Here is a 21,028-nt window from a genome sequence, read left to right on the forward strand (position 1 = left end):
CCATTTTTACAACCCCCGGCTGTAGGCGCGACTCAAGGCCGCGCCTACAAGGGTCGCATTGCCGTCAGCGCAATGCTTTTACATCCCCCGCCGATACCGCACTGCCCTGGTTACCCCAACTCGTGCGAATGAAGTTCACCACTTCAGCCACCTCCTGGTCACTCAAGCGCCAGCCGAATGCGGGCATGGTGAAGTTCGACGGCGCCGTATGCGTCGCCGGCACCGTGCCGCCGGCCAGCACCACATGAATCAGCGAAGTGGCATCGGCCGTCTGCACCACCGGGTTGCCCGCAAGGGCCGGGAACACGCGGGTGTAGCCCTGGCCATCGGTACGGTGACAGGCCGCGCAGTTGTCGATGTATACCGCCGCGCCGGGCTTGCTGTCGTCCCCCTGCCACAATGCATCGGCGACCTGCTTGTCATAAACGTGCGGCTGGTCGTCCGGGTTGCTTGGCGGCAACGTCTTCAGGTACCGGGCGATGGCCGTGAGGTCGGCATCGCTCAAGTGTTGCATGCTGTGCTCGACCACATCACTCATGCCACCGAACACGGCGCTGCGGTCACTGCGCCCGGTCTTGAGAAACTGCACCAGTTGCGCTTCGCTCCAGCTGCCCAGCCCGTCCTTGTGGTCACCGCGCAGGTTCTTGGCAATCCAGCCTTCCAGCGGTGCACTGCCCGCCAGGAACTGTTCGCCCTCGGCGGGGCTCAAGGCCTTTTCCTGCATGGTCAAGGCACGGGGGGTATGGCATGCGCCACAATGCCCCAGGCCCTCGACCAGGTACGCACCGCGGCTTACCACCGGGTCGGCCGCCACTGGCGCTACCCAGGCCTTCGCCTCAGGGGCGAACAGGCCGCGCCAGATCGCCAACGGCCAGCGCATGCTCAATGGCCAGGGGATATCAGTCGGTTTGTTCGGCTGGGCTACGGGCTCGACACCCTTCATGAAGTAGGCATACAAGGCACGCATGTCATCCTCATTGACCCGCGCGTAGGACGGGTACGGCATGGCGGGATACAACGTGCTCCCATCCTTGGTCAGCGAACTGCACTTCGAACGTGAAGGCAAGGTGTCGACGGCCGGCCTGCCGCTGTCGGAAGTGCAGGTGACCTTCATGGGCCTGGTCGGGCCGTCGGGTGTGCTGCCGCGGCCATACACCGAGCTGCTGCTGGAACGCCACGTGCAGTACCGCGACGATGCCGCGCATGCGTTCCTGGACATCTTCTCGCACCGCATGACCACGCTGTTCTACGAAGCCTGGCAAAAGTACAAGTTCCACATCGAGCACGAGCGCAACGGCACCTCGGGTTTCGATGGCTACCTGCTCAACCTCGTCGGGCTGGGCCCGCGTGCGCAGCAATTGAAGTTCGAGCAGCCGCAACCTGTGCTGCGCCGCGAACTGTTCAGCTACTTTGCCGGGCTGCTCAGCCAGAAGCCGCGCAACGCGCTTAACCTGGAGCGCATGCTGGGCTTCTATTTCGGCTTGCCGATCCAGGTCAAGCAGTTCGCCGGCCGCTGGCTCAAGCTGCAGCCCGAGCAGTGCACTCAGCTTGGCCGCAAGAACGCCCAGCTCGGCCACAGCGCCGTAGCCGGCAACCGCGTGTGGGATTACCAGTCGTGCATCCGCATCGACCTGGGCCCCTTGGCCCTGGCCGATTACCAGCGTTTTCAACCGGGCACCGAGTGCTACAACAAGCTGGTCGAGCTGGTGCGCTTCTATATAGGTGCCGAGCTGGACTTCGAAATTGCCCCTCGCCTCAAGCGCGAGGCCGTGCCGCGCGCCCAGCTGGGCCGCAGCGGCAATGTCGCGCTGGGCTGGCTGGGCTGGCTCAAACGCCCTGGCCGTGACGCGGAGCCTTCGCGTTGCGCCGTCTTCCACATTCCTTACGATGGGGTCGCCTTGTGAACCTGAAGTCTCTGTTCGCCAAGCTCAACGAAACCAGCCGCACGGCCACTGAAAGCGCGGCGGCCCTGTGCCTGTCGGAGCACCACTATGACGTCGAGGTCGAGCACCTGCTGCTGCAACTGCTCGACAACAGCGACAGCGACCTGCCGGTGATCCTGCGCCACTACGATGTGGTGGCCGAGCGTCTGCAGGCGCAACTGGTCACCGCCCTGGGCACCTTCAAAAAGGGCAACACCCGCACGCCAGCGCTGTCGCCGCACATCACCCGCATGATCGAACAGGCCTGGGTGCTGGCCTCGATCGAGTACGGTGTCGGCCAGGTGCGCAGCGCCCACCTGCTGCAAGCGTTGCTCGACGACGCCGAACTGCGCCGTGTGGTAATCGCCTCTGTACCGGAGCTGGAAAAGGTCAACGCCGACGACCTGCGCCTGAACCTGGCGGCACTGGTCGAAGGCAGCGCCGAATCGAAGCTGGCAAGCCCCTTGGCCAGCCCAGCTGCGCCGGTGACCGGCGCTGGCAAGGTAGGTGGCAAGACCCCTGCCCTGGACCAGTACACCGTCAACCTCACGCAAAGCGCCCGGGACGGCCGTATCGACCCGGTGCTCGGCCGCGAGTTCGAAGTGCGGCAGATGGTCGATATCCTCACCCGCCGCCGCCAGAACAACCCGATCCTGACCGGTGAAGCCGGGGTCGGCAAAACCGCTGTGGTCGAAGGCCTGGCCCTGCGCATCGCCCAGGGCGATGTACCGGCGGTGCTCAAGGACGTGGCCCTGCACACCCTCGACCTGGGCCTGCTGCAAGCCGGCGCCGGGGTAAAAGGCGAGTTCGAAAACCGCCTGAAGGCGGTGATCGAAGAGGTCAAGCGCAGCCTGCACCCGATCATCCTGTTCATCGACGAAGCCCACACCCTGATCGGCTCGGGTGGCCAAGCCGGGCAGAACGATGCCGCCAACCTGCTCAAGCCAGCCCTGGCCCGTGGCGAGTTGCGCACCATCGCCGCCACCACCTGGGCCGAGTACAAGAAGTACTTCGAGAAAGACGCCGCCCTCGCCCGCCGCTTCCAAGTGGTCAAAGTCGAAGAGCCTGACGAAGACAAGGCCATTTACATGCTGCGCGGCCTGCTCGGCAAGATGCGCGAACACCACAAGGTGGCGGTGATGGACGAAGCGCTGGTACAGGCTGTGCGCCTGTCCAACCGCTACATCACTGGCCGCCAGCTGCCAGACAAGGCAGTCAGCGTGCTCGACACCGCCTGCGCGCGCATCGCCCTGGCGCAATCATCGCAGCCAGGTGCATTGGAAGACAGCCGCCGCCACATCGACAACCTGCAGGCCGAAATCGCCGTGCTCGACCACGAAGCCGGCAAAGGCCACGACCATGCTCGCCGCCTGGCCGAGCTGCAGGCCGCACTGCAGGCCGAGCAGGCCCAGGAACAGCGCCTGGCCGCCCAATGGCAGCAAGAGCTGGAACTGGTCGAGCAGCTCAAGGCCCTGGACAGCGCCAAGCAGGCCGATGCCGAGCAACTCAACGCCCTGCGCGCCGAACTCAGCACTGTGCAAGGCGACCAGCCACTGGTGCACGCCTTGGTCGATGCCGGCGCCATCGCCCAAGTGATCAGCGGCTGGACCGGCATCCCCCTGGGCAAGATGCTGCGTGACGAGATCGACACCGTGCAGCGCCTGCCAGCCCTGCTCGGCGAACGGGTGCTGGGCCAGGACCACGCCCTGCACGAGATCGGCAAGCGCATCAAGATTTCCCGCGCCCGCATGGAAGACCCGAACAAACCGATCGGCGTGTTCCTGCTGCTCGGCCCCAGCGGCGTCGGCAAGACCGAAACCGCGCTGGCCCTGGCCGACACCTTGTACGGCGGCGAGCGCAACCTGATCACCATCAACATGTCCGAGTATCAGGAAGCCCACACCGTGTCGAGCCTCAAGGGCTCGCCGCCCGGCTACGTCGGTTACGGCGAAGGCGGCGTGCTGACTGAGGCCGTGCGCCGCAAGCCGTACAGCGTGGTGTTGCTGGACGAGGTGGAAAAGGCCCACCCCGACGTGCTCGAGCTGTTCTTCCAGGTGTTCGACAAGGGCGTGCTGGACGACGGCGAAGGCCGTGAGATCAACTTCCGCAACACGGTGATCATCCTTACCTCCAACACCGGCACCGAACGCATCATGCACACCTGCCTGAACGCTGAAACGCTGCCCACGCCGGAGGCTATCGTCGAAGACCTGCGCGATGAGCTCAACCGAGTGTTCAAGCCGGCCTTCCTCGGCCGCCTGAGCATCGTGCCGTTCTACCCGGTACAGGACCAGATCCTCGAGCGCATCGTCGCGCTCAAGCTCGACCGCATCGCCAAGCGTTTTGCCCGTAACCATCAGGCTGAACTCAGCTACGGCGATGCGCTGGTCAAGGCCATTGCAGCGCGTTGCACCGAGGTCGACAGCGGCGCGCGCAACATCGACAACATCCTGTCGCGCACCTTGATGCCCGAGCTGGCCCAGCACGTGCTCGAGCGCATGGCGCAGGACGCACCGATCGAACGCCTGACGATCGAGCTGGGCAGCGATGGCGATTTCGCCTATCGCCTGGCCTGAATCAGTACCTGGAGGTTTAGCCGTCATGCAACGCAGCCACACCACACTCAAGCGCCTCAGCGCTGTCGCCCTGCTGCTGGCACTCGCCGGCTGCGGGGTCACCGACCGCATCGGCAAGCGCATGGACGACAGCTGGGCCGCTGACATGCTGGCCGACAGCGAGAAGGTCATCCTGACCTCCGATGGCGGCAACCAGCTCAACCCCGATGCCGAGGGCAAACCGTTGTCGGTGGTGTTGCGTGTTTACCAGCTCACCGACCTCGAACGCTTTGCTGCCAGCGATGCCGACACCCTCTGGGATGCCCCGGAAAAAGCCCTGGGCAACACCCTGGTGGAGGCCCGCGAGCTCACCCTGCTGCCGGGCATCGGCCAGGTCGACCAGTGGCCGCTGGCCAAAAGCGCCCGTTACGTCGGTATGGCTGCCTTCTTCCGCGACGACCAGGATGCCCGCTGGAAGGTTGCCTTCGACGCCAACTCGCTGCGCAAGGACGGCATCTGGTTCTCCTCCGATGGCCTGCGCATTCTCGTCGACAAGACGGCAATCACCGCCGTGCGTGGCGTGGACGTGCTGAACAAGCCGCCCACCGCCGAGCAAGTGGCGGCCGCCCAGGCCAAGGACACCGCACCGACCATCCGCGACAAGGTGCAAGACGCGGTCATCGACAAGGCCACGGACGCTGCCGGCCAGTCGGCGCGAAACGCCATGGATTCAAAATTCAACTCTTTAGTGGATAGCGTCAAATGAGCAAGCAGAGCCGAGTGATGTGGTCAGAAGGCATGTTCCTGCTGCCCCAGCACTTCCAATACCAGGATGAGTTCCACCAGCACCAGCTGGCCGAAGCGACGCTGCGCGGCACCCCGTTCCATTGGGGCGTGCAGGCGTTGCAGGTGGACGAGGATGCCCTGGCCAACGGTTCGCTGCAGCTCAAGCGCCTGAAACTGGTGTTCCCCGACGGCAGCCTGTACGACGCACCGCAGCACGACCCGCTGCCGGCCGCCCGCGACCTCAAGGACCTGCTCAAGGCCAACGACCTGAAGGTTTATGCCGCACTCAAACTGCCCGAGCCCTTCGGCCTCAACTATGTCGAGGATGGCCAGGAGCACAAGGCTGCGCGGCGCTTTCGCAAACAGTTCGATACCCTGCCCGACCTCAACGAAGGCGAGCTGGAAAACGAAATCACCAGCCTGCGGCTGAACGTGGTGTTGCTGGTGGACGGCGACAGCCTTGATGGCTACAGCCATTGCCCGTTGGCCAAGCTGACGCGCAACAGCATGGGCGGTTTCAACCTCGACCCGCATTTCGTTCATCCCACCCTGCACCTGGGCAGCCACGATACCTTGGCCGGCATCGGCAAGCGCCTGCTCGGTGCCCTGCAGGCCAAGAGCAAGGCTCTGTCGGGCCGGCGCCGAGAACGCGCCGACCAGATCGCCGAATTCGGCTCCAGTGACGTGACCCTGTTCTGGCTGTTGAACACCGTCAACCGTGCCCACCCACAACTGGCCCACTTGCTGGCCCACCCGCGCCTGCACCCGGAGCGCCTGTACCTGTTCCTGGCGGACCTGGCCGGCGGCTTGCTGACCTTTACCCTGGACACCCAGCTGAGCGATGTGCCCGATTACGACCACCACGACCCGGCGGCATCATTGGTCAAGCTCGACGAAATGATCCGGGTGATGCTCGACAACGTCGTGCCCAACCAGTGCATCGTCATCAACCTCACGCAGACCAAACCGTCGTACTGGCAAGGGCAACTGCGCGACCCGCGCCTGGCCGAAGCCGACTTCTATATCTCGGTACACGCCGACATGCCCGGTGCCAGCCTGCTGGAACTGGTGCCGCGGGCGTTCAAGGTCGGCTCGCCGGAAGACATCGAGGTGGTGGTCAACAGCGCCATGCCGGGGGTCACCCTCAACCATGCCGCACGGCTGCCCAACGCCATTCCGGTGCGCCTGGACAACCAGTACTTCGCCATCGAGCCACACGGCAATGTCTACGAGCGAATGATGAACGCCCAGACCATCTGCTTCTACGCGCCCAGCGCCTTTACCAACCTCAAGCTTGAACTGATGGCGGTGCTCAAATGACCGAAGCCGTATTGCAGCAAGGCGCCGTTGCGGCCGCCGACGACAAACCAAAGCTCAAGGACCTGGTCCAGGACTTCATCAGCATGGCGCTGATCGTGCGCCGCGGCCGCCAGGTCACTTCGGTGCAGGCCTTCGAAGGCAGCGTAGAGCGCTTCTTCGCCAACCTGGAGCGCGATGCCCGCGCCGCCAACTACAGCGTCGAGCAGGTCAAGGACACCCAATACGCGCTGTGCGCGTTCCTCGACGAAAGCGTGCTGCGCTCGGGCGATAGCGAGCTGCGCCGGCACTTCGAACTACAGCCGCTGCAGTTCCGCTACTTCGGGGTGCACCTGGCCGGTGAAGGCTTCTTCGAGAAGGTCGACGCCCTGCGCGCCGACGTGAAACAGAACCTCGATGTGCTGGAGGTGTACCACCTGTGCCTGGCCCTGGGCTTCGAAGGCAAGTTCAGCCTCGGCCAGAAAGACCAGCTGCGTTACCTGGCCAATTCCCTGGGTCAGGACATCGCGCGCTACCGCAAGGCGCCCAAGGCCCTGTCGCCCGACTGGGCCCTGCCCGACCAGGTGTCGCAGATGCTGCGCCACGAGGTGCCGCTGTGGGTGTACCTGGTGTTGATTGCGCTGGTCTGCGTTGCGGTGTACCTGACGCTCGACTGGTTGCTCGACAAGGACGTCGCCGCCCTTTCCGAACAAATCCGCCAGCTGTTCAGTGCCTGAGCCCATTTCAGGTAGCCGAGTCAGGAAGACATGAAAACATTACTGCGTCTGTTGAAGAGTTTCTGGATTCTCCTGCCACTGCTGTGGCTGGTGAGCTTGTTGATTTGCTGGCTGGTAGCCCCACTGGTGCCGTGGCTGCGCCACCACGTGCCTGAAGCGTTGGCCATTATCAGTGCCTGCTTCTTGCTGGTGATCGTGCTGCGCCAGTACCAACGCATCCGCGCCGAACAGAACCTGGAAAACCTGCTGCAGCTTGAGGTCGACCGCTCGTGGAACGCCACGGGCGAGTTCCGCGACCAGCAAGTGTTGCGCGAGCGCCTCAAGCACGCCATCGCCATGCTGCGCACCGACCGCTCCGCCGGCGGTGGTGGCAAGGCGGCGCTGTCGGACCTGCCCTGGTACCTGGTGATCGGCATGTCGGCCGCCGGCAAAACCTCCCTGCTGACCCACTCGGGGCTGTCGGCGAGCATTGCGACGGCCAACGACAGCGAAAGCGGCACCCAGCACTGCGACTGGTACTTCAGCCCCGACGCGGTAATGATCGACACGGCGGGCCGCTACCTGCGCGACGACCAGTCTGCCAGCGAGTTCTCGGCCTTCTTGCGCATGTTGCGCAAGCAACGCGGCAAGGCAGCGATCAACGGCCTGGTACTGGTGGTCAGCCTGCCCGAGTTGCTGGCGGCCAACAGCGACGAGCGTAACGCCCTGGCTGCACAACTGGTGACGCGGGTCGAGGAATACGCCGAGTGCCTGGGTACCAACCCGCCGATCTACCTGATGCTCAGCAAGACCGACCAACTGCCAGGCTTCAACCAGGCATTCGAAGGCCTCGACCTGCACCAGCGCCAGCAGCCACTGGGCATGACCTTTGGCCTGTCGGAGATCCGCAACAACGGTTTGCACAGCGTCATCAGTGCGCGCCTGACGAACCTGCAGAGCCACATTCGTCAGCATGTTGATGCGCAGATGGCCAGCCTGGGCGCCGATGCCGACAGCACCCTGGTCAACTTCCCGCAATACTTCGCTGCACTCAATGGCGTGCTCGAGCAGTTTCTCGAACACTTCACGCGCAGCCAGCACGGCAGCGCCCCGCTGCTGCTGCGCGGCCTGTACTTCACCAGTGCACTGCAGACCGAACAGCAGTTGGGCCACGTCTATGAAGACGCGATCGCCGACAGCTTTGCCCTGCAAGCGGCCTATGATGATGGCGCGCAGGCCAATGGCAAGGCGCCGGGCAACCGCAGCTACTTCATTACCGACACCTTCCGCCAGGTGATTTTCCCCGACCGCGACCTGATCCTTTACCAGTCGCGCCTGGGCCGCCAGGCCGCGTTCAGCCCGCTGCTGCTGGGCCTGGCCGCTGCCGCCGGGGTAGCGTTCATCGGCTGGCAGGCGCTGTCGTTCGCCAACAACCGCCAGTGGCTGGACAGCCTGCGTGGGCAACTGGCCGAGATCGAGCAATCGGCTGACCGCGAACAACTGCTGGCAGCCGGCAAAGGCCTGGAAGTGCTGCGCGGGCAGATGGCGACGGTCGAAGCTCACCGGCTGCAGGGGGTGCCGCTGCAATTGAGCGCCGGCCTGTACCATGGCGAGGCGATCCACCAGGTCGCCCGCGCTGCTTACCTGGCGCAACTGCGCAGCCAGGCACTGGAGCCGATTGCCCGCAATCTGCAGGTACAGATGCGTGCCTTCAACACCTTTGCCAGCGGTATCAATCAGGAACTGGAATTCACCCCGGCACCCAAGAGCCGCAATGGCAAGCCACTGACGCCACGCCTGGCGGCCAAGGCCCAGGCCGCGCTGAACAAGTCCCGCGCCGGCGCCTACGCCGCCAAGGTCAACCTGGCGACCGCCAGTGATGCTGCCGAGCTGTCCGCAACCACCGGCGGCCTGTCGCTCTCCGAGGAGATGCTTGGGCGCCTGGATGAGCAACAGGTCGCGTCGATCATCGAGGCCTACAACACCCTCAAGCTGTACCTGCTGCTGACTGAGCCGCAGGCCCACGCGGACGCCGCCTTCGTTGCCGCCAGCCTGCCACAGGCCTGGGCCGCTGCCGCCTCCGAAGGTACACCTGCAGACGAAGGGGTTATCAGCGAGAACGCACCGCTGTACGTGCAACTGCTCGAACAGGGCCAGGCCCCGTCGCTGCCACGCAACGCACAATTGATTGACGAAACCCGGCAGAACCTCAAAGCATTCATGATTTCCAGCTCGCTGGTCGACCGTGAATACCTGCGCCTGCAGCTGGAGTCGAGCCGCCAGTTCCCGGCCCTGAGCCTCAACGACCTGGTGCCGATGCCAGGCCGCACGCTGCTGTACAGCTCGGCGGGCGTGCCGGCGATCTACACCCGCCAGGGCTGGGACACCTTCGTCAAGCCTGAACTGATCAAGCTGGTGTCGGCCAACCTGCGCAACGATACCGATTGGGTACTCGACGGTGAAGGCGGCGATGCCATCGTGCAGAAGGCCAACTTCGTGCGCGAGTTCATGACCCGCTACAAGCGTGACTACACACAGGCCTGGTACAAGATGGTCAACAGCGTCGGCGTGCGCCACTTCGCCGACCTGGCTTCGGCCACCGAGCACCTGGGGCTACTCAGCGACGTGCAGAACTCGCCGGTGAAAAACCTGCTGGCCGCGGTCAATGACAACACCCAGTGGGACCTGCCGGCACAGCGGGAAGCCACGCCTACGGGCAATGCCCGCGTGGACGGTTTCTGGAGCAAGGTCAGCGGCCTGCTCGACGACGCCAAGGACACCGTCCCGGACGCCGTGGCGCCGAGCCTGCCAGCGGTCGACGACGGCAGCCTGGCCAAACGCTTCGAACCGGTGGCGCGAGTGTTTGCCGCCAACAACGCCGAAGGTGCCGACAGCACCATCATGGACCGCTACCTGGCCGCCCTGCGCAAGCTCAAGGTGCGCATGAACAACATCCAGCGCTCGCAGGACGTCGGCAAAGGCAGCAAGCTGCTGATCAGCGAAACCCTGGAAGGCCAGCCGAGCGAAGTGACCACCGTGCGCAACTACGTGGAAACCAGCGTCGACACCAGCCAGGACGGTCTGTCGCGCTCGCTGCAGGGGCTGTTTAGCCTGCCGATCCAGTACGCCTGGGAAACCCTGCGCGACCCGGCCGGCCAACAGATTGCCAAGGCCTGGGCACAGCAGATCGCCAAACCCTGGGAGCAGGTCATGGCGCACCGCTACCCGATCGCCACCGGCAGCCGCAACGAGGCGTCGGTCAAAGACCTGCAGCGCTTCGTCGACCCCGACAGCGGCCTGCTGCCGACCTTCAAGCGCAATGAAATCGGCAACCTCTCCGGCGGTGAAGGCCTGGGCCTGAGCAACGGCAAGGCGCCGGCCCTGGTCAACCCTGGCATGCTCAACAGCATCGACAAGGCCAGCGCTGTGGGCCAGGTGATCGCCAGCCTGTCGGACCGCGACAACGGCTTCGAAATCATGCTCGAGCCGTCGGCCAACTTCACCGACATCGTGTTTACCCTCGACGGCCAGGAACAGCACTACCGCAACGGCCGCAGCAGCTGGAATCGCTTCGCCTGGCCGGGCACCAGCAACGCACCGGGCGCACGCCTGGACGTGGTGACACTGAGCGGCGCACGCCTCAACGTGTTCGACTTCCCGGGCCGCTGGGGGCTGCTGCGCATGAACGAAAGCGCGCGGGTGGACGACCTCGACGGCATCCAGCAACGCTTTAGCTGGAACACGGCCAATGGCCGCGTCAGCCTGGTGGTGCGCAACTTCGGCGGCGTCAAGCTGACCGACCTGGGCGACGTCAAGGCCTTGAGCGCGCTGAACGGCGCCGGCAGGGGCGCACAATGATCGGTTGCTTCGGCAAGCTCCCGTCGAGCGCGGACTTCGTCAGCCTGCATGGCGCGGCGGAGGAAGTCTGCGAGTTCGACGCCTGGCTGCAGGCCTCGCTGGCGGCGATGCGCCACCGCGAGGACTGGCAGGCGTTGTTCGACGCGCTGCCGATGTGTTTCTTCAGTTACCGCGCGCGCAATGGCAACCGGTTGCTGGGCGGCCTGCTCAGCTCCCGCGATGCCAGCCAGCGGCGCTACCCGTTTTTCATCTTCCAGGTGCTCAAGGGCCAGGAGGGTGAGGCGCTGCTCAACCCGTTCACCCTGGGTGAGCTGTTCAGCGCACAGATCAAGCCGCTGCTGCACCAGGCGGTGCAAGGCACCGAGCCCGCTGCCGTGTTCGAGCGCATCAAGGCCTTGCGCCCCTTACAGGCCCAGGACCTTGACCTGTTCCGCCGGGTGCACGCCAAGTTTCTCCACGATTTCAGCTTTGCCGACGTTGCCAGGGCGCTGCACGGTTCCTGGCCCACCTTTGACGGCGCTACCGCGCTGGCACGCTTGCAGCTTGCACACGCGTCGCTGCACAGCGACTTCGAGGGCGCTATCGAGTTGCCTCTACCCGCCGAGCGTGGTCTGAAAAACCCGACCGCCGACCTGTGGCTGACCTGGCTCACGCGCATGAGCGGGCGCCAAGGTGCGCCGGCGGTCAGCCTGCTGGCAGACGACTTCATGCACCCACGGCTGCTGTGCTTCCCATCGCGCCATGCCAATACGGCCTATCGCCTGCTCAGCGGCACTGCCGATGCCCGCCAGCACCTGGAACTGCTCAGCCCCTTGGCGCAACCGGCCCGCGCACACGATTACGACCGACCTCTTGAACACGTCATCGACCAGTTCGTCGATACGCTGGATGCGACGCCTGTATGAACAAGATCAAGTACTACTGCCTGCGCTACCAACCCTACCTGCTGGGGCTGGCCTTCTTCCTGGCGATTTTCGTGGTCTGGGCCATTGGCCGGGCCCTGGGCTTCGCCTCGCTGCACAGCCTGCTGGCGGGCATCGGTGTGTTCCTGCTGCTGTCGGCGGGCTATGTCCTGCTGCTGTACCGCGGCGCCGGCCAGCACCACAACCTCGAGGCGTTGCTGCGTGATGACGCCGACCAGGCCGTGCTCAACGCCACCCCGGCCGACCGCGAGGAGGTCAGCCTGCTGCGCGAGCGGCTGCTGCAGAGCATCGAGCGCCTGCACAGCAACAAGCCACGTGGCACGCCAGCCAAAGACGCCCTCTACGCCCTGCCCTGGTACCTGGTGGTGGGCCAGCCCGCCGCTGGCAAGAGCACCATGATCCTGCAATCGGGGCTGAACTTCCCCTATGCCGAGCGTGAAGGCGCACGGGTCGCAGGCCTGGGTGGCACACGCAACTGCGATTGGTTCTTCAGCTCCGAAGCCGTGCTGCTGGACACCGCCGGGCGCTACATGAACAGCCCTGAAGAAGCCGGCAAATGGCGCGGTTTCCTGCAGCTGTTGCGCCAGCATCGCCAGCGCCGCCCGCTCAATGGCTTGATCGTCAGCGTCAGCATCGCCGACATCCTGCACGGCTCGGCCGACGATCAGGAGCGCGTGGCCAAGCGCTTGCGTGAGCGCATTCAGGAAAGCTGCGCGTTGCTCGAAGTGCGCCTGCCGATCTACCTGGTGTTCACCAAGTCCGACCTGATCCCGGGCTTCACCCCCTTCTATCGCCAGCTGGACGACGCTGCACGTGGCGAGGTAATGGGCAAGACCTTCTCGCACAAAGGCTTCGAGCAGGCCGACTGGGGCCAGCGCTTTGGCAAGGCCATGGACGAGCTGACCGGTTACTGGCAGCAGGTCGCGAGCCAACAGCTGGTGCAGCAGGACATCCAGGTCACCCGGCAGAACGACGCGGCCTACCGCTTCCCGCTGGAGCTGGCCGCGCTCAAACCGCGCCTGCAACGGTTCGTTGACAGCCTACTGCGCGCCAACCCGTACCAGAATGCCGAGCTGCTGCGTGGTTTCTACTTCACCGCCGCGCTGGAAGCCGACGAGGCCCAGTGGGGCAGCCACGGTGAGCATGTGGCCGAGCGCTTTGCCCTGGCCCATGGCGAGGGTGCCGCCCAGGTCGGTAGCCAGCCGGCGCCGCTGTTCATCAACAGCCTGTTCCGCAAGGTGATCATCCCCGATCAGCACCTGGTGGCGCTGTACACCAGCAACCGCCGCGAGCGCCGGCGCAAGGCTGCCTGGGTGGGGGCCGCCAGCCTGGCGGGCTTGCTGCTGTGCAGCTTGTGGGGCTGGTCCTATTTCAACAACCGCGCCACGCTCGGCAGTATCGCCGGCGAGCTGGCCCAGGCCAAACGCGATGACCAGGCCAACCCCGGGCAGTACGCCGCCTGGCACAGCCTGGACCGCCTGCGCTTCTGGGCTGCGCACTACTACCAGCAACACCACGAGCAGGCCGTGCCACTGGGTATGCGCCTGGGTCTGTACCAGGGCCATGCGGTCGAGCCGGTGCTGCGCACTCGCTACTTCGCCACCCTGCAGAACGTGATGCTCAAGCCCACGGCGGACAACCTCACCCGCACGCTGTACCTGCTGACCACGCTCAAGGTGTACCAACGCAATACCCGCGAGCTGCAACCGGTCACCGGCGTGGACAGCGTCGAGGCCGAGGCCCTGCCCCACGACAACCGCGCCCAGTCGATCGCCGATTTCGGCAAGGCAGCCCTGGACACCTACGTGATGCTGTCGCCGGCGCAGCGGGAAAAGGCCGACCCGGCGTTCCTCAAGGCGCGCCTGCCAGACTACTGGTACCCCGCCATCGCCCGTCACACCGGCAAGAACATGGTCGCCGCCGGCAGCGACAACACCGCCAGCCAGGACTACCAGTACGCCAGCCGGCAGATCGTGTTCTACAGCGACCAGATTCGCGAACCGGACGTGCCGCGCATTCTCGACAATGCGTTCTTGATGTCCAGCTCGCGCAACTACATCAACAGCCTGCTGACCCAGTCGTTGCGCTCGATCGAGACCATCACGCTGGAGTCCGACACCCTGTTCGCCTTCGCCCGTGCCGACTTCCAGAGCCTCAAAAGCGAAGGCCAGAGCCAGCTGAGCGCGATCGCCAACAAGCTGCTGAACACCCCGAACATCGGCAAGATCATCATTTCTGGCCATGCCGACCAACTGGGGGACGCGCAGGGCAATTTGCAGGTTTCCCGGCAACGGGCGCAAACCATCCGCACCTACCTGGTCGGCAAGGGTGTGCCTGCCGAGCTGGTAACCGCCCAAGGCGAAGGCAGCCGCAAGCCGCTGGTCAATTGCGACATGCAGCAAGCACGGGCACAGCTTATCAAGTGCCTGGAGCCCAACCGGCGGGTAGAAATCGAAGTGCGTGGGCTCAACTGAAGCCGCGCCGCAAGAACCGGCCAGCCGGGCCTCACAGGAGGAGGCCCAGCTGGCGGCAAGCTACCTCTGCTGACGCCGTCAGAGAGGTCAACACGAAGGGACGCATGAGCGACCTTTAATTGATGTTAATGGAGAGTTTCACAATGGCATTTGACGCGTATATCCAAATCGACGGCATCCCGGGCGAAGTTCTGGATGAAAAACACAAGGACTGGATCGAAGTGCTGGGCTACGAGTACGGCGCCACTCAGGCCACTTCGGCTACTGCAAGCTCCTCGGGCGGTGCGTCCTCCGAGCGCGTGGTGCTGAGCGACTTCAAGATCCGCAAGGCAGTCGACAAGGCTACGGCCAAACTGTTCGAACACTGCTGCACCGGCAAGCACATCGCCAAGCTGAAGCTGAACGTCAACCGTGCCGGTGGTGACAAGGTCACCTACCTGACCATCGACATGGAAGAAGTGGTGGTGTCGTCGGTCAAGTCTGTGGCCGGTGGCAACCAGGGCGGTGAAGACAAGGCGGTCAGCGACCTGCCGATCGAAGAAATCACCTTCAACTTTGCCCGTATCAAGACCACCTACACCCAGCAGAACCGTACCGACGGCCAGGCTGGTGGCAACATCGTCGGTGGCTGGGACCGCACCGCGAACAAAGTGTTCGCCTAAGCACTTGCTTGGCATGGGCCGCACATGCGGCCCATATCCTGCGGCGTGCCGGGGCTTCCGGCACGTTGCTTCCCCCCTGATCAGAGTGTTTTATGCCTGAATTCCTCAACGACCTTTCGCTGGCCGAGCTGGCCGCGCCGATCGACGGTGGCAGCGGCGAAGACTTGAGCTTCTCTGCCTTGTTCGACCAGATCAAGGAGGCGCGCCGGGCAGACCCTGACTACCTGACCCAGGGCGACTGGCAAACCGACTTGAAAACTGCCGACTGGGAAAAAGTCATCAACCTCTCGGCCCAGGGGCTTGCACAACAGAGCAAGGACCTGATGCTGGTCGCCTGGCTCAACGAAGGCCTGGCCCAGCGTGACCATTTCGAAGGCATCACCTTCGGCCTCACCCTGACCGAACGGATCCTGGAAAACTTCTGGAGCACCGCCTACCCGTCGCTCGAAGATGGCCTGGACGAGCGTGCCTCACGGTTGTCCTGGCTCAAGACCACGCTCACCGACATTGCCGGTGGCTTGCCCATTACCCAAGGGCAGAATTTCGGCGTGCTGCGTTACGACGAATCACGCCATGTAGAAAACCTCGCGTTGCAAAACCCCAAGGCGATGCAGACCGCACTCAATGAAGGCAAGATCAACGCCGAGATCTTCCAGCGTTCGGTGGTACTCAGCGATAGCGATTACCTGCGCAGCAAAGCCTTGCAGATTACCGCCAGCCTGCAGGCCTGCCAGCGCCTGCAAGCGACCACCGACCGCCTGTTCGGCGCCGAAGCGCCCAGTTTCGCCAGCCTCGCCGACATGCTGTCGCGCGCCAGCCAACTGGCAGAGAAACTGCTCAAGGACCGCGGTATCGAGCTGCACCCTGCAGACGCCGCGCCGACAGACCCTGTTGCAACCCCCAGCGCTGCGCCCACCGAGCCAGGAGAAGCGATGAACAGCCCCGTCCAGGCTGCGGCCCCCGCAGCGATGCGCACCACGCCACTGACCCGTGACGAAGCCTTCACCATGCTCGCGGGCATTGCCCAGTTCTTCAAGCAGAGCGAGCCGCAAAGCCCGGTACCGTACCTGATCGAACGCGCCATCAAGTGGGGCAACATGCCGCTGGAAGGCTGGCTAAGCGATGTGATCAAGGACAGCAACGTGGTCGATAACATCCGCGATGTGCTGGGGACGCGCGAACAGCGGTCTTGATGACTGCCGATGCTGCCTGGGGCTGAGCGGCGCCGCGATGCGCCGCTGCCCACGCCATTTCAAATGCTGTTAACTTGAGTGTCCCCACCGCCAAGGACAGTCCCCATGCCGCCCCGCCACCCCACCCCGCCCGGCTTCATTCGCGTCCGTGGCGCCCGTGAGCACAACCTCAAGAACATCGACGTCGACATCCCCCGCGACGCACTGGTGGTGTTCACCGGCGTCTCCGGCTCGGGCAAATCGTCGCTGGCCTTCTCCACCCTCTACGCTGAAGCCCAGCGTCGCTATTTCGAATCGGTCGCGCCCTATGCCCGGCGCCTGATCGACCAGGTCGGGGTGCCGGACGTGGACGCCATCGACGGCCTGCCTCCGGCGGTGGCGTTGCAGCAGCAACGCGGCACGCCCAGCGCGCGCTCTTCGGTGGGCAGTGTCACCACCCTGTCCAGCTCGATCCGCATGCTCTATTCGCGCGCCGGCAGCTACCCGGCGGGGCAGCCGATGCTGTATGCCGAGGACTTCTCACCGAACACGCCGCAAGGCGCCTGCCCCGAGTGCCATGGGCTGGGCCGGGTGTACGAAGTGACCGAGGCGACCCTGGTCCCCGACCCGTCACTGACCATCCGCGAACGGGCCGTGGCGGCCTGGCCGATGGCCTGGCAGGGGCAGAACCTGCGCGACATCCTGGTGACCTTGGGCTACGACGTCGATGTCCCCTGGCGCGACTTGCCCCAGGCACAACGCGACTGGATTCTCTACACCGAGGAGACACCGACCGTTCCGGTGTACGCCGGGCTGACCCCGGCGCAGACTCGCGCCGCCCTCAAGCGCAAGCTCGAACCCAGCTATCAGGGCACCTTCAGCGGCGCGCGGCGCTATGTGCTGCACACCTTCATGCATTCGCAAAGCGCCCAGATGCGCAAGCGCGTGTCCCAGTTCATGCGCCCAAGCCCGTGCCCGCTGTGCCAGGGCAAGCGGCTCAAGCCCGAGGCGCTGCAGGTGACGTTCGCCGGGCGTGATATCGGCGAGCTGTCGCGTCTGCCGCTGCAGGCGCTGGCCGACGTGTTCCGCAAGGTCTCGGCGCACGGTTACCTGGAGCAGCACGACGACAACCTGACCCTGGAAAAGCGCCTGGCCGCTCAGCGCATCAGCGTCGAGTTGCTCGAACGTATCGATACCCTGATCGACCTTGGCCTGGGTTACCTGGCCCTGGAACGCAGCACACCGACATTGTCCTCCGGCGAGCTGCAGCGCCTGCGCCTGGCCACCCAGCTCAATTCGCAATTGTTCGGCGTGATTTATGTGCTGGATGAGCCGTCGGCCGGGCTGCACCCGGCGGACAGCGAAGCGCTGTTCGAAGCCTTGCAGCGGCTGAAGCAGGCCGGCAACTCGGTGTATGTGGTCGAGCATGACCTGGACACCCTGCGCCGAGCCGACTGGTTGGTGGACGTTGGCCCGGCGGCAGGCGAGCATGGCGGGCAGGTGCTGTACAGCGGCCCGCCCGCAGGCCTGGCGCAAGTAGCGGCGTCGCGCACCGGTGCCTATCTGTTCGCCGAGGCAACGCCGACCCCACGTACGCCGCGGCCGGCGCAAGACTGGCTGCAGCTCGAGGGCATCAGCCGCAACAACCTGCACGACCTCAGCGCGCAGTTTCCGCTGGGCTGCTTTACCTCGGTCACCGGGGTTTCCGGCTCCGGCAAGTCGAGCCTGGTCAGCCAGGCGTTGCTGGAACTGGTCGGTGCCCACCTGGGCCATGCCGAACAACGGGCCGAAGCCGAGGAACAAAGCTTGGAGGACGAACCGGAGCAGCTCAGCAGCGGTCGCGTCAGCGCCGGCCTGGGCAAGATCAAGCGGCTGGTGCAGGTCGACCAGAAGCCTATCGGCCGCACGCCACGCTCCAACCTGGCCACCTACACCGGGTTGTTCGACCACGTGCGCAAGCTGTTCGCCGCCACAGAGCAAGCCAAGGCCCGCGGCTTCGATGCCGGGCGGTTCTCGTTCAATGTCGCCAAGGGGCGCTGCGAGAACTGTGAGGGCGAAGGCTTTGTCAGTGTCGAGTTGCTGTTCATGCCCAGCGTCTACGCGCCCTGCCCTACGTGCCATGGCGCGCGCTACAACCCTGACACCCTCGCTGTGACCTGGGAAGGCATGACCATTGCCCAGGTACTGCAGTTGACTGTCGATCAGGCCCTGCAGGTATTCGCCGCACAGCCCCCGGCGCAGCGCTGCCTGCAGGTGCTGCAGGACATCGGCCTGGGCTACCTGCGCCTGGGCCAGCCAGCTACCGAGTTGTCCGGGGGTGAGGCGCAGCGCATCAAGCTGGCCACGGAACTGCAGCGCATGGCCCGGGGGGCCACGCTGTATGTGTTGGACGAGCCTACCAATGGCCTGCATCCACAGGATATCGATCGACTGCTGGTACAGCTCAATCGGCTGGTCGACAGCGGACACAGTGTGGTGGTGGTCGAGCACGACATGCGGGTGGTCGCGCAAAGCGACTGGGTGATCGACATCGGGCCGGGGGCCGGGGATGCCGGGGGCACCGTGGTGGTGAGTGGGCCGCCTGAGGTGGTCGCGCGCTGCAGTGAGAGCCGTACCGCCGAGTTCTTGGCCAGGGCCTTGTAGCGCCTTACCGACCCTTTTGCGCCGCATGTCCGGCCCCACGGGGCTGGATGGCCCGCGCACGCCGGCCTAGGTGGAACATCTACAGCAGACAAAAACCTTTCCTATACTCCTCCTGGCATCCCCGCATGCCATCTGCCCAAAAACGCGAAACCTCACACAACAACAAACGAGGTGGCATATGGTCTGGCAGCAAATCTACGACCCGTTCTCAAGCCCGTGGCTCTCCACCCTCATGGCCGCCGTCCCGGTGGTGGTGATGCTCGCGGCCCTGGCGTTCTTCCATATCAAGGCTCACATCGCCGCCCTGCTCGCCCTGGGTTCCGCGCTGCTGATCTCGATTTTCGCCTTCGGCATGCCAGCGAGCATGGCCGGCTCAGCGGCGCTGTACGGCGCAGCCAATGGCCTGCTGCCCATCGGCTGGATCGTGCTCAACATCATCTTCCTGCACCGGCTTACCACCGAAAACGGCTCGTTCAAGGTGCTGCAGGACTCGCTGGCGCGCATCACCGACGACCGCCGCCTGCAACTGCTGCTGATCGCCTTCTGCTTTGGCGCGTTCTTCGAGGGCGCGGCAGGCTTCGGCACGCCGGTGGCCGTGACCGGTGCAATCCTCATTGGCCTGGGCTTCTCGCCGTTGGCCGCCTCGGGGCTGGCACTGATCGCCAACACCGCTCCGGTGGCCTTCGGCGCGCTGGGTACGCCCATCATTACCCTGGCCAAGGTCACCGGGCTGGATGAGATGGAGCTGTCGGCCATGGTCGGCCGGCAATTGCCGTTCTTCTCGGTCATCGTACCGTTCTGGCTGATCTGGGCGTTCGCCGGCTGGCGCAAGATGCTGGAAATCTGGCCAGCGATTCTGGTGGCGGGGGTGAGTTTCGCCATCCCCCAGTTCCTGGTGTCGAACTACCACGGGCCAATGCTGGTCGACGTGATCGCTGCGCTGATATCCATGGCGTGCCTGACCGCGTTCCTGCGGGTTTGGAAGCCAGCCACCGTGCACACCTCGGCGGCGCTGACTGGCCGCGTGGACAACTCCAAGGTCGACGCAGACCACACACCTGGCACCCACGACGCGTTTGCCGTGCGCGACCAGCGCAGCGTGTTCAAGGCCTGGATGCCGTGGGTCATCCTCACCGTGTTCGTGTTCGCCTGGGGCACGGCAAGTTTCAAGAACCTGTTCGACACACGTCCGGCGCTGGACCCTGCCAGCGGCGCAGCCATGCTGGACCCGCAAGGCAAGCCGCTGCGCGAAGCCAACCCACTGTTCGCCCCCGTGCTGACGTTCGACACCATCCACCAGCACATCGAAAAGGTCCCGCCGGTGGTGCCCGCGCCCAAGAAAGAAGACGCCCAGTACAAGTTCACCTGGTTCACCGCCACCGGCAGCGGTATCTTCCTCGCAGCGGTTCTGGGCGGGCTACTCATGGGCTATTCGCCGCTGGCGCTCGGCCGCCAGTACCTGCGCACGCTGTGGGTGGTGCGCTATTCGCTGATCACCATCGTCGCCATGCTGGCGCTGGGTTTTCTCACGCGCTACTCCGGGCTGGACGCGACCATGGGGCTGGCCTTCGCCGCCACCGGTATCTTCTACCCGATGTTCGGCACCTTACTGGGCTGGCTGGGGGTGGCGCTGACCGGTTCGGACACGGCCTCCAATGTGCTGTTCGGTAGCTTGCAACGGGTCACGGCCGAGCAGCTGGGCCTGAGCCCGGTGCTGATGGCGGCGGCCAACAGTTCCGGTGGGGTAATGGGCAAGATGGTCGATGCGCAGTCGATCGTCGTGGCCTCGACCGCGACCCGCTGGTATGGGCATGAGGGCGAGATCCTGCGCTACGTGTTCTTCCACTCGGTGATCCTGGCGATCCTGGTGGGTTGCCTGGTGACGTTGCAGGCTTATGTGGCGCCGTTCACGTCGATGGTGGTGGGTGGCTGATTCGCTGAGCCAACACTGGCCCTATCGCCGGCAAGCCGGTTCCCACAGGCACGCCTTGGTTCTTGAACCTGTGGTGTACCTGTGGGCG

At 64.8% G+C, this 21,028-nt stretch carries 12 protein-coding genes and 1 pseudogene; 12 read left to right on the forward strand and 1 reads right to left on the reverse strand.

From position 1 onward, the window contains the following. Positions 1-64 precede the first annotated feature (64 nt). Positions 65-1,033: pseudogene (locus APH34_RS12705) on the reverse strand (cytochrome c); the annotation flags it as partial. Between APH34_RS12705 and tssG the strand changes: the two are divergent. The 12 genes from tssG (at position 1,005) to APH34_RS12765 (ending at position 20,940) form a co-directional block, all read left to right on the forward strand. Beyond that, positions 1,005-1,904 (forward strand): type VI secretion system baseplate subunit TssG, encoded by a 900-nt coding sequence (tssG, locus tag APH34_RS12710; RefSeq protein ID WP_054901374.1) that lies wholly within the window; start codon positions 1,005-1,007, stop codon positions 1,902-1,904. The pseudogene APH34_RS12705 and the gene tssG sit on opposite strands and share 29 nt — an antisense overlap. Continuing rightward, entirely contained in the window at positions 1,901-4,498 is a 2,598-nt protein-coding gene (gene tssH / locus APH34_RS12715) for a type VI secretion system ATPase TssH (RefSeq protein ID WP_054901375.1), read from the forward strand. The genes tssG and tssH overlap by 4 nt, the downstream gene beginning before the upstream one ends. A 25-nt stretch (positions 4,499-4,523) precedes the next feature. Beyond that, positions 4,524-5,243, forward strand: coding sequence for a type VI secretion system lipoprotein TssJ (tssJ, locus tag APH34_RS12720; RefSeq protein ID WP_054901376.1), 720 nt, complete (start codon positions 4,524-4,526; stop codon positions 5,241-5,243). Continuing rightward, complete coding sequence (tssK, locus tag APH34_RS12725) at positions 5,240-6,583, forward strand: type VI secretion system baseplate subunit TssK (RefSeq protein WP_054901377.1); 1,344 nt, start codon at positions 5,240-5,242, stop codon at positions 6,581-6,583. Before tssJ ends, tssK begins: the two co-directional genes overlap by 4 nt. After that, on the forward strand, positions 6,580-7,296 hold the full coding sequence (gene icmH, locus APH34_RS12730; protein ID WP_054901378.1) for a type IVB secretion system protein IcmH/DotU: 717 nt from the start codon (positions 6,580-6,582) through the stop codon (positions 7,294-7,296). The genes tssK and icmH overlap by 4 nt, the downstream gene beginning before the upstream one ends. A gap of 30 nt (positions 7,297-7,326) precedes the next feature. Continuing rightward, positions 7,327-11,133 carry a type VI secretion protein IcmF/TssM N-terminal domain-containing protein gene (locus APH34_RS12735; protein WP_054901379.1) on the forward strand — a complete coding sequence of 1,269 codons (3,807 nt, stop codon included), beginning with the start codon at positions 7,327-7,329 and terminating at the stop codon, positions 11,131-11,133. Further along, on the forward strand, positions 11,130-12,038 hold the full coding sequence (tagF, locus tag APH34_RS12740; protein ID WP_054901380.1) for a type VI secretion system-associated protein TagF: 909 nt from the start codon (positions 11,130-11,132) through the stop codon (positions 12,036-12,038). The genes APH34_RS12735 and tagF overlap by 4 nt, the downstream gene beginning before the upstream one ends. Beyond that, on the forward strand, positions 12,035-14,530 hold the full coding sequence (gene tssM / locus APH34_RS12745) for a type VI secretion system membrane subunit TssM (RefSeq protein ID WP_054901381.1): 2,496 nt from the start codon (positions 12,035-12,037) through the stop codon (positions 14,528-14,530). Before tagF ends, tssM begins: the two co-directional genes overlap by 4 nt. Positions 14,531-14,673: 143 nt before the next feature. Further along, positions 14,674-15,192 (forward strand): type VI secretion system tube protein Hcp, encoded by a 519-nt coding sequence (locus tag APH34_RS12750; RefSeq protein WP_054901382.1) that lies wholly within the window; start codon positions 14,674-14,676, stop codon positions 15,190-15,192. A gap of 92 nt (positions 15,193-15,284) precedes the next feature. After that, positions 15,285-16,385 carry a type VI secretion system protein TssA gene (tssA, locus tag APH34_RS12755; RefSeq protein WP_054901383.1) on the forward strand — a complete coding sequence of 367 codons (1,101 nt, stop codon included), beginning with the start codon at positions 15,285-15,287 and terminating at the stop codon, positions 16,383-16,385. Positions 16,386-16,490: 105 nt separating this feature from the next. Beyond that, a complete protein-coding gene (uvrA, locus tag APH34_RS12760; RefSeq protein ID WP_054901384.1) occupies positions 16,491-19,007 on the forward strand; it encodes an excinuclease ABC subunit UvrA in 2,517 nt (838 codons plus the stop codon). A 178-nt stretch (positions 19,008-19,185) separates the two neighbouring features. Beyond that, positions 19,186-20,940 carry an L-lactate permease gene (locus tag APH34_RS12765; RefSeq protein WP_054901385.1) on the forward strand — a complete coding sequence of 585 codons (1,755 nt, stop codon included), beginning with the start codon at positions 19,186-19,188 and terminating at the stop codon, positions 20,938-20,940. Positions 20,941-21,028 lie beyond the last annotated feature (88 nt).

Origin of the sequence: Pseudomonas sp. NBRC 111131 (assembly GCF_001320525.1) — a bacterium.
In the GTDB taxonomy this organism is placed as follows: Bacteria; Pseudomonadota; Gammaproteobacteria; order Pseudomonadales; family Pseudomonadaceae; genus Aquipseudomonas; species Aquipseudomonas ceruminis.